The following is a 10,334-nucleotide window of genomic DNA, read 5'->3' on the forward strand; positions in this document are numbered from 1 at the left end:
CAGCAAGACTCTCGGCTGGATCCGCAGCCTCGGCGCCAGCACCATATTTCTCAGCAAAAGCTTGTTGTTGATCTTTCATCCCAAGCAGCTTCCCTCGATCGTCCAGCAGATATATTTCATCGGCGCCAGATCTACGACGATCATCTTGCTCGTCGGCCTGTTTACGGGCATGGTTCTGGGGCTGCAATCCTACCATGCTCTTGTCAAGTTTGGCGCCCAGGGCGCTCTGGGCACCCTGGTCGCCCTCTCCCTGGTCAGAGAATTGGGGCCTGTACTCTGCGCCATTATGATCACTGCCCGCGCCGGGTCTGCCATGACAGCCGAAATCGGTATACAGCGCATCTCCGAGCAGATTGATGCACTTGCTACCATGCGCATCGATCCTATCAGGTTTCTCATCAGTCCGAGGGTGGCGGCCGCCATAATCAGCTTCCCCTTGTTGACTGCACTCTTTGATCTCATTGGCATTATCGGCGGCTACCTCTCCGGTGTTGTCCTGCTCGGGGTGAATGCCGGCACTTACTTCTATCGAGTTCAGAGCAGCCTGGACATTCGTGACATCAGGGATGGATTCGTCAAAGCGCTGGTCTTTGCTGTAATAGTTACTATGGTCTGCTGTTTTCAGGGTTTTTTCTGCCACACGCGCACTGACAGTTACGGCGCCAAAGCAGTAAGCCTGGCCACCACTTCTGCCGTAGTGCTTTCTTGCGTGCTCATACTGGTTTCAGATTATGTAGTAACCACTTTTCTTATCTAGAGAAAAATAATGGACAACACTCCATTGATAGAATTCAAGGGCGTGACCAAGAGTTTCGGCTCGAGAACCATTCTGCACAAGGTCGACTTGAAACTGTACGAGGGTGAAGTCACCACCATAATCGGCCTTAGCGGTACGGGAAAATCTGTCCTCCTGAAGCACATTATCGGCCTGCTCACGCCGGATGAGGGGGAGATTCTTTTTCGCGGCAAGCCGATCCACAGCATGAGCAAGTCTGAGCGCGACAAATATCTCAGCCAGATCAGCTACATGTTTCAGAATAATGCTCTGTTCGACTCTATGACCGTGTTCGAAAACGTTGCCCTACCCCTGAGTCAGACCACCAGCTTGAAGAAGAAGGAAATTGAACGAAGGGTAATGGCTCGCATCGAACAAACAGAGCTTACCGAGGTCGCCCACAAGTACCCCTCCGAGATTTCAGGTGGCATGCAAAAACGAGCTGCCCTGGCACGCGCCCTGGTAACCGATCCACAAATTGTCCTTTTTGATGAACCGACCACCGGGCAGGACCCGATCAGAAAGAATGCCATCCTGACCATGGTGGCTGAATATCAAAAACAATTCGGCTTCACTGCTGTATTGATCAGTCACGAGATCCCGGATGTCTTTTTCATCTCAAACCGCATCCTGGCCCTCTATGATAAGAAGATAATATTTCAAGGAACACCTGAAGAACTGGAAAATTTTGACCATCCGTTCAGGGACGAGGTCCTAAGGAGTCTCGAGGTCCTGGAAGAGGGGCTGACGGGATTATACTCGAGAAGGCAATTCAAAGTTCGCTACCAGACGGATTTGTACCGCCAGAAACCTGACCAGACCTATGCGGTGGTGCTTTTCAGGATCGATGATCTGGAAGAGATAATTGAGAAGCTAGGACATACCGCAGCCCAGGCCTTGATCAGATCTCTGGGCTCTTACATCAACAAGCACTTCGGGACTGTAGGTGGGTTCTCCACACGCTACAGCATCAATGAGTACACCACTATTCTCCCTTATTCCGATGTGGATGAAGCCGAAAAGATATTGCAGGACTTTGCCAGTGATTTTCAGGCTCGGGGTCTGGCAGCTGTGGAAAGTGTAATCAAAGAGGAAAAACGGCCGGCTGAGCGTGTTGACTTCACTGTCTATGCTGGAATAGGTCAGGGCAAAGCCCAGGTAGAGCTCGAGTCTGTCATTGAATTCGCCAAGTTTCAGGAGAAGGAAATTGCCAGATTTTCCTGCGCAGTTGGAGGGAGTGAATGATGAGGAAGTACGCAATGGAAACCACGGTCGGCATCTTTGTGGCCATCGGCCTGCTCTGCGTGGCATATATGACGGTAAAACTTGGTGATGTGGAGTTGGTCGGCAGCAATACCTATCCACTTATCGCCAAATTTACTTCTGTGTCCGGCTTGAGAGTAGGCAGTGCCGTGGATATGTTCGGCATCCAGATTGGCAAGGTGGAGAAGCTCGCCTTGGACCAGGATGACGCCATGGCTGTAGTGGAACTGAGCATACAAAAGGGCATTGAAATTTACGATGATGCTATTGCGGCAATCAAAACAGAGGGTCTTATTGGCGACAGGTACGTAGGCATTGATCCGGGTGGCGCAGGAGAACTGCTGAAGCCGGGCGATGCCATTGCCCAGACCCAACCACCCATTGATATTGGAGAGCTCATCGGCAAGTATGCCTTCGGTGATGTGAAAAAATAGTGGATCTTCGGCCGAAATCAGAAAGGGACGCCATGAAAAGAATGCTAATTGTAATTATTGCCAGCCTTTTTGTTGCGGTGCCGGTCTATGGCCAAACACCAGGGCCTGGCGAGACGGTGAAGGCGGATGTGACCAAAGTGCTCGACATTTTGCGGGATCCGGCGCTCAAGGGTGAGACAGCCAAAGAGATCAAGAAAAAGAAGCTTGAACAAGCTGCTGACCACATGTTTGATTACACTGCTCTTTCAAAGCTTACCCTGAGCAGGAATTGGAAAAAGCTCAATGCTGCCCAGCAGAAGGAATTCGTTGAGCTGTTTCGCCAGGTGCTCGAACAGGCTTATATGGACAAAATTCTGTCCTACTCCAACGAGAAGGTGGTCTTTGACAAAGCAAGAATGCTAACCGCCAGGAAAGCAGAAGTCCCCACCAGAGTCGTTACCAAATCGAACGAAATACCAATCACTTATAGAGTCTATCTCAAAGATGGCACCTGGAAAATATATGACGTGGTGGTTGAAGGTGTGAGCCTGGTGCAGAACTACCGCACCCAGTTCAAGCAGATACTCAGCAATAATCCCCCCGAGGAACTGCTCAAGCAGCTGCGGGAAAAAGTGGCTAAGAGTGCATGAACCTGTGACGAGCCACCTGTTACCTGGGGAGGTGAAACTCAAGTATAATCGCGGTACAGTCGCGGAGTTTAAGACTTGTAAGCAGACTTCAAGTTCTTACGGCAGGGTGGACAACAACTCCGGAGGAAGGAGTGAGGCTGTGAAGACAAAATTGCTTGTCGCTGTGACCGTGCTCATAGGTATCTTGCTCCTGGGTCCTCTTCGTTCCAGGGTGTATGCTTCTTCCATTTACGAAAGAGGGACCACTCTTGCTGCTCAGCAAAGCAGCAGCGAATCGGCCCCGGCTGACGCTGATGAAGAAGATCTCGATTTCCTGATGGAGGAAGAAGAAGTGCCTGTAACGATTGCCGACCCTATAGCGCCTTTCAACCGGGCCATGTATCACCTGAACGACAAGCTCTACTTCTGGATCCTCAAGCCTGTAGCCCAGGGCTACAACAAAATCTTTCCGGAGGGACTCAGGATCAGCATTCGCGATTTTTTTACCAACATATTTATGCCCATCCGCTTCGTCAACTGTCTGCTCCAGGCAAATCTCCGGGGGGCCGGAATCGAGCTTTCCCGCTTTTCGGTGAACACCATCTTTGGTGTGGCTGGTTTTTTCGATCCCGCCACCAAAGGACTCGACCTGCCAATGCAGGATGAGGATTTCGGACAGACTCTGGGAGTCTGGGGCCTGGGTCATGGATTTTACATTATGTGGCCGGTGTTCGGCCCCTCCAGTCCCAGGGATACTGTGGGTCTGGTGGGCGATTATTTCTTGAATCCCCTCACCTATCTGGAGCCGTGGTACGTATCAACGGGAGTGAAGGCGTACGAAAAAGAAAACAAAGTCTCTCTCCGCCTCGGTGACTATGAGGCCCTCAAAGAAGCGGCCATCGATCCCTACATTGCCATTCGCGACGCTTATGTGCAGCACAGGAAGAAGCTGGTGGAAGAAAGAGGGAAATTCCCTGAGAAGTCAGAGAAGGCGAAATAAGTTCCCAGGTAACAGGCCTCTCTCTGGAACTCTGCCTGAATTCCATGTTCAGCAAAATCAGTGAAGGCGCTGCCGGTTGGCAGAGACCCTCCCAAGGGTGCCGCCCCATTATCTGTCACTCGATAACACAGAGGAGAAGGGCCTGATCATCCTCCGCAGGCAAGCCATCGGCAAACCTCTCGGCATCCGCCATGATGGCATCGAGGACTTCCTGCGGTTCGCTGCTGGTCGAACCCTGAAACCTGGTAAGCAGTCGATCCAGACCATACATCTCGCCCCTGGGGTTGAATCTTTCGGTTAGACCGTCGGTATAGAAGAGCACATGATCTCCTGATCTCAGGGGGGCCTCGGTCACCGGCACATGTTCGTACGGAAAAATGCCCAGGGGGTGCACCCCATCACAGCTCAACTCAACGGCCCTGCCCTCACCGGGCCGACACAAAACCGCCGGCATGTGACCGGCGCGAGCCATGCGCAATGAACGCAAGGTGGAATCATAGACACAATAGAGGGCGGTGACAAAGCTTCCCTCCATTACATCACAAAGAGTTTCATTTACATCTCTTAGCAGAGCAGCGGGATCAGTGGCTGACTCATGGTAGCCCCGCAACAGGGCGCAGGTCATGGCCATGCGCACTGCAGCCGGGGCACTGTGGCCTTCGGCATCGGCTATCATGATACCCCACTGGTTGTCCTCAAGCCTGATAATGTCGTAATAGTCGCCTCCTGCGTACCGGCTGGTCTTGTAGTAGGCGGCAAGCTTCATTCCTTTGATGGTGGGCAGCTGTTTGGGCAGCAGATCCCGTTGCACCTCCGAGACAATTTCCAGCTCGCGCTCGAGCTCGGCCTTTTGCTGTTCCACCTCGCGTTTCAACCGGTAGATGGTCAGGTGCGTGTTGACCCGAGCAATTACTTCATCGGCCTGAAACGGCTTGGCAATGTAATCCACCGCCCCCAGATCAAGTCCCCGGACCTTGTCCTCGGTCTCGTCGAGGGCGGAAAGAAAAATTATTGGAATCTCACTGGTATTCTCATCCTCTTTCAAGCGGCGGCAGACCTCATAGCCGTCGATATCCGGCATCATGATATCAAGGAGAATCAGGTGCGGAGCCGCTTTGCGCGCTACCGCCAGGGCGCTTTCACCATTCTTGGCCACAAGGAGCTTGTAGCCGCGCCCGCTGAGTGTCTGATAGAGCACCTGTAGATTCGTGGGGTTGTCGTCTACCAGCAAGATCTTTTCGTTTGTCACATTATTGTCTGCTACTGTTGCCATGTCACTCACTGCCACCTCCAAGTTGCCTTCGCCCTGCCTGTCAAGGCGTCATCTCCTATTATCAGGTTGTCATACGTTGATCAACCCTCATTAGATCCCTTAGATCCCAGCTGACGCGGAGTGTTGGCGGATCTGGTCCCTGGCTATCCTGATTGACTGTGGAATTACTTGTTTGGCTAGAACTTGAAAACCAGCGGCACCAGCACAATGGTGATAATGCCCACAATAACGGTCAAAGGCACCCCTATTTTCACATAGTCACCAAAGCTATACCCCCCAGGTCTGTAGACCATCAGGTTGGTCTGGTAGCCCATGGGCGAGATAAAACTGCACGAGGCGCCCACCAGCACTGTCATGGCAAAGGGAGTGAAGCTAACTCCCAGGTCTGCAGCCATGCCAAGGGCTATAGGGAACATGAACACAGCAGAGGCAACATTGGTAATGATCGTGTCCATCGCAATGCAGCCCAGGAAGATGACAGCAAGCGCCACCTGGGGACTGCCGCCGCCGATTCCGGAGAGCACCTCGGCAATGCTTGCTGCCAGGCCGCTGTGCGTAACTGCCGCCTCCAGGCCAATGGCGCTGGCAATAACTACCAGAGTGCTGAACTCAATGCTGCGTCCCGCTGTCTCGAGAGACATACAGCCCGTAAGCACCATGAGACCACTGGCGAGCAGGGCAGCATTGAGCATACTCATCATGCCGACGGCCACAACTGCCACCATCCCGATGGTAATCAGACCTGCGGCAACTGCTCGATCCGTGCGCTGGATGCGGGCACCGGAGAGTCGCTTACTCAGAGCAAATTCAATTTCATTTCGGTTTTCATAATAAAAGCTATCGTCTACTTCCAGAACCGCAATATCACCGGCCTTGATGCGTACATCACGAAGACGCCCTTCTATGGGTCGTCCGTGCCTGGAAACTGCCACCAGCTTCATCCTGTATGGACTTTCCGGCAGGGGCAATTCCCTGATCTTTCTGCCTACCGCCCTGGAACGGTGTGAAACGACCACCTCCACCAGACCGTGAGTGTAACGCTCGGTTTCCATTTCGTGGCCGGTTATCAGCGGCCTTAGGCCACTGGTGCCCCAGATCTGCGGCAAATAGTCAATCTCCGCAGAAAAAATGAGCTCATCCCCTGCTCTCAATCTCGTATCTGCCGTAATGGCTGGCTCTGAACCATCCAGGCACTTCAGTCCCAACAATTGAAAGCCGCGCTGGTTGAAAAATCCCACCGCCTCAAGGGTCTTGCCGACCAGAGGTCCCTCGGCTTCCACGACAAACTCGGCCCCGAAAGACCTCCTTTCCGTGTCCGCATCCTTTTTTTCTGCCTGCGCCGGCAGCAACCATCTGCTGAAGACCATGATGAAGGCAAGGCCCGCCACGGTGGCTGGAACTCCGATCCAGGCCGGATCAAAAATTCCGAGTTCTCTCATGATCGGCAAACCCGGATCATTTTGAGCAATTGCGTCAACAATCATCCCAGCCACAACCAGGTTGGTGGCGGTGCCAATGAGCGTACAGGTTCCCCCGAGTATGGAAGCATAGCTCAGGGGAATATAGAGACGACTGGCAGACAGACGACACGTCTTGGCCAGATCTCTTATGACCGGGATCATCATGGCCACAAGAGGGGTGTTGTTCAGGAAGGCGCTGCCCACCGCGACCGGCGGTAGAATTTTCAACTGGGCCCCAGCAAGAGTTCTGGGTCTGCCGATCAGTTTCTCCGTTATCATGGTAATGGCGCCGGTGGAATACATTCCTGCGGCAACCATGAACAGCGCCCCGATGGTGAGCATGCCGGCATTCGAGAATCCCTTGAGGCTCTGCTCCAGAGGAGCGAGCCTGAAAGTAATAGTCAATGTGAGAGCCCCAAGGAAAATTGCCGCAGGAGGAAGTCTTGTCTTGATGAGAAAGGCAAAGGTAACGGCAAGAATGGCGATGGTCAAGTAGGCGTCAAATGACATACAAAGCACCTCGGGAGTTGAGAAGGTGGGTAACCGTTTTCAGGAAACGTCTTTCAGGAAACGTCGGGGTGTGACTGCCGACCAAAACTTTGCCTGCCACAATGCCCTACTTTCCTGCGGGCTCTTTCTTTTCGGTTGCAGCAAGCGCTGCTGCCGCTGCAGCGGCCTTGGCTTTATCTTCATCAGTAACAGCGGCAGCGTTATTGGTGCTGTCTGTTTTCTGCTGGGAAGCTGCCTGGGTAGACTCCGGAGGAAAGTAAACGGTAACATTCTTGTGGGCAAACTCTATGCCCTCCTTGCGAAAGGCTTCTTGCAGCCGTCTGTATACCTCACGCCTGAGCACAAACTGCTCTCCTGGCACTGACTTGAACTTCACTCGCATGACCATAGCGGAGTCATCCATCTCCCGCACTCCCTGGGATTTGATCTTATCCAGCAGGCTCGGTCCCAGCTCCGGATCTTTGGATATCTCTTTGTTTATCTTTTTGATGATCTTTCTTACCTTGTCCACATCCGTGTCATAGCGGACCCGGAAGCTGAGCTTCATGATAATGTAGTCTCGGCTATAATTGGTCACCGAACTCATTGCCCCAAAGGGGATGGTGTGAATCATGCCCCGATGGTGCCGCAGCCTGAGAGAGCGCAATGAAATGTGCTCCACTGTACCGCGCACCTGGCCCGCCTCAATATAGTCGCCCACCCGGAAGGCATCATCTATGAGAAAGAAAATTCCGGAAATGATGTCCCGCACCAGGGTCTGGGCCCCAAAGCCAATGGCCAGGCCGACCACGCCTGCACTGGCAATCAGAGGGCCAATGTTGACGCCAATGGACGACAGCACAATCATGATGACCACCACAAGGAGCACTGCCAGGATGAATTTCTTGAGCAGTACCAGCAAGGTTCCCTTGCGGGTTCCACCCACACCCCCCTCATCCATGTCCTCATCATGCTCCGGCATTTCCTCCTGGATCTTCTGGTCGATGCGGATCTTGGCATACTCCCAGACTATGAAGGCGAGAAGCAAGGTAACCACAATACTCAGGGCGTGGGTGCTCAGGATTCTGCCCACATTGAGGTCTATGCCCCACAGCTTGAGGAGTACAAAGAAAATACATACAAGAAGAGTGATGCGAAAGGCCCGTTGAATCAAGGGAAGGTAGTAATGGATCTTTTCCTCCGGCTGCTGGGGTTTCTCAGCTTCCTCTCCCTCCTGCTCCTCGGTATCGCTGCCAGCCGCCTCTGGGGAAGTTTCTTCACCGCTGAGGTTAATAATCTCCGCCTGTTCTCCGGAGGCAATGCTCAGCAGCTTCTTGCCCCACTGATCGATACCGATAAAAAGAGGTATCAGGAAAAGACTGACGATCAGATTCAGCACTCGCCCCTCACCCTCGAGAAGCACTCTCATCTGCCAGAAGGCCCCTGCTGCCAGCACGTAAAGGATGGCAAAGAGGTGCCATGATCTGGCAAACTTGCCGCGGAAGGTGGCGGGAGTGCATTCGTCCACAACCTCGTGGCAAATGGCGCGGGCTACTCGCTGGCGGCTCTGGAGGATCATGCAGATAAGCAATATTATTACGGCCACACCAGAAATGCTGTAAGTGAATAGATAGAGCTCCTCACTCACTCCCACCTCTCTGAGGATGCTGCCCGCCACTGCGATAATAGCTGAAATTATGCTGATGCCCACTATCCAGCGGTAGAGAAATCTGGCATCGCTGTCCTCCAGCGGACACAAGCGCACGCCGGCTCCAGTAGGGGCAAAGATTAATTCAGCAGCAAACATGATGAGCCGCACATAATAGCTGCCCACCACAAAGCTGAATGCTACGAGGTATGCTGGTGCCGTTTGATCATAGGCGAGAACCACAATCAGAAATGTGGTCAGCATGTAGCCGAATACACACACCATTTCCAGGACTACTCGCAGCGCAAAACGACTGAAAGCACGAGTTCGGCCGGAAGGCATGGCTGTGGGGATAGCCTCTCGAACATTGGGATAGCCTCTCGAACATTGCCGGTAACTCGGTGAAGCAGCCATTCAGCAAGCGCTCCAGCGCCAATCACCAGCACCACACCCAGAAGTGTCAGCAGCAGACCAATCCAACCCTTGCCCCCAGACAGGGTGTACAACAGCCCGGACCATTCAGTGGCATTGCCGCTCATCTTTCTGTAAATATTACCGAGCCGTCTGAAAGAAGATGAAACGGCCTGTGATGATTCAATAAAGAAATTCATCAGCCTGCCTTCTCTCCCGGTCTTGCTCTGGACTGCTGCTGCATCAGGCTCACGGGCCTCATTTTTCAGCTTCCTGGCCAGTATCTCTCTCGCCTGTTCATCAGTCAGGGTGGCCATAAACGAGTCAACCTGGTCACTGCTGAGGTGCTCTGGAATATGGCTGTCGGCGGCTGTTGAGGTCTTTTCTGTCTTTTTGTCAACCGCAAGCGCTTTTACCTGCTGCAACCCGGCAGCCTGTAGACTCTGGCTGCCATGCAATAACATGACAGAGATGATGATGCAGGTAAGAGATAGAAATACGCCTTTTTTCATCACAGCTCCTTTTTACATCGATAAGTGCTCAGTTCTCTTAAAGAGTTGCAAGCAAAGGCACCCTTGTCAAGATGATATTATTGAAATCAATTGGTAACGTTCAAAAGTGTTTGCAAGGTCAGAAATGGACTGTTTATTATTCCGGTCGAGTGAACCTGCAAGACGAGAGGTCCATTTGGAAGCCTCCATCATTAAGGGCATTGGCAGCTAAGAGGTCATTGCCATCACCACTGTACCTGCGGTACTGAAATACCGAAACTGGATGCATGGAGGACCCACTGCCGGCGTTTTCAGTTGGCAGTCTTATGGCACCAAATACCCTCATGCAAACACTTTTGAACGTTACCAATCAATTCTATTGATGCAAGCCGATCTATTATTCTCCTAGTTCACCAATTGACAGCAATTGCACAGACAAAGTAGAATGACATTATTCTCCTCTCAAGTCCAGAACAGCCCAG

At 52.5% G+C, this 10,334-nt stretch carries 8 protein-coding genes; 5 read left to right on the plus strand and 3 right to left on the minus strand.

The window, feature by feature from the left end; genetic code table 11:
• The 5 genes from JRI89_15090 to JRI89_15110 form a co-directional block, all read left to right on the plus strand.
• The coding region (locus tag JRI89_15090; GenBank protein ID MBW2072564.1) for an ABC transporter permease at positions 1 to 757 on the plus strand (757 nt) is incomplete at its 5' end.
• A 9-nt stretch (positions 758 to 766) separates the two neighbouring features.
• Positions 767 to 2,020, plus strand: coding sequence for an ATP-binding cassette domain-containing protein (locus tag JRI89_15095; protein ID MBW2072565.1), 1,254 nt, complete (start codon positions 767 to 769; stop codon positions 2,018 to 2,020).
• Positions 2,020 to 2,472: an outer membrane lipid asymmetry maintenance protein MlaD gene (gene mlaD / locus JRI89_15100; GenBank protein MBW2072566.1), complete on the plus strand. Its 453-nt coding sequence runs from the start codon at positions 2,020 to 2,022 to the stop codon at positions 2,470 to 2,472. The genes JRI89_15095 and mlaD overlap by 1 nt, the downstream gene beginning before the upstream one ends.
• A 32-nt stretch (positions 2,473 to 2,504) precedes the next feature.
• A complete protein-coding gene (locus tag JRI89_15105) occupies positions 2,505 to 3,101 on the plus strand; it encodes an ABC transporter substrate-binding protein (protein MBW2072567.1) in 597 nt (198 codons plus the stop codon).
• 139 nt (positions 3,102 to 3,240) lie between these two features.
• Positions 3,241 to 4,080 (plus strand): VacJ family lipoprotein, encoded by an 840-nt coding sequence (locus tag JRI89_15110; GenBank protein MBW2072568.1) that lies wholly within the window; start codon positions 3,241 to 3,243, stop codon positions 4,078 to 4,080.
• Positions 4,081 to 4,195: 115 nt separating this feature from the next.
• On the opposite strand, the gene JRI89_15115 is transcribed toward JRI89_15110, so the two are convergent.
• From JRI89_15115 to JRI89_15125, 3 genes are all read right to left on the minus strand, one after another.
• A complete protein-coding gene (locus JRI89_15115; protein ID MBW2072569.1) occupies positions 4,196 to 5,353 on the minus strand; it encodes a SpoIIE family protein phosphatase in 1,158 nt (385 codons plus the stop codon).
• Positions 5,354 to 5,529: 176 nt separating this feature from the next.
• On the minus strand, positions 5,530 to 7,323 hold the full coding sequence (locus JRI89_15120; GenBank protein MBW2072570.1) for an SLC13 family permease: 1,794 nt from the start codon (positions 7,321 to 7,323) through the stop codon (positions 5,530 to 5,532).
• A gap of 106 nt (positions 7,324 to 7,429) precedes the next feature.
• Entirely contained in the window at positions 7,430 to 9,364 is a 1,935-nt protein-coding gene (locus tag JRI89_15125) for a mechanosensitive ion channel family protein (GenBank protein ID MBW2072571.1), read from the minus strand.
• Positions 9,365 to 10,334: the final 970 nt, after the last annotated feature.

This window comes from Deltaproteobacteria bacterium (assembly GCA_019309045.1).
GTDB lineage: Bacteria > Desulfobacterota > Syntrophobacteria > BM002 > BM002 > JAFDGZ01.

Coding starts and splice junctions, on each gene's coding strand:
- JRI89_15095 (MBW2072565.1), top strand. CDS start 767: ATGGACAACACTCCATTGATAGAATTCAAGGGCGTGACCAAGAGTTTC.
- mlaD (MBW2072566.1), top strand. CDS start 2,020: ATGAGGAAGTACGCAATGGAAACCACGGTCGGCATCTTTGTGGCCATC.
- JRI89_15105 (MBW2072567.1), top strand. CDS start 2,505: ATGAAAAGAATGCTAATTGTAATTATTGCCAGCCTTTTTGTTGCGGTG.
- JRI89_15115 (MBW2072569.1), bottom strand. CDS start 5,353: ATGGCAACAGTAGCAGACAATAATGTGACAAACGAAAAGATCTTGCTG.
- JRI89_15120 (MBW2072570.1), bottom strand. CDS start 7,323: ATGTCATTTGACGCCTACTTGACCATCGCCATTCTTGCCGTTACCTTT.
- JRI89_15125 (MBW2072571.1), bottom strand. CDS start 9,364: ATGGCTGCTTCACCGAGTTACCGGCAATGTTCGAGAGGCTATCCCAAT.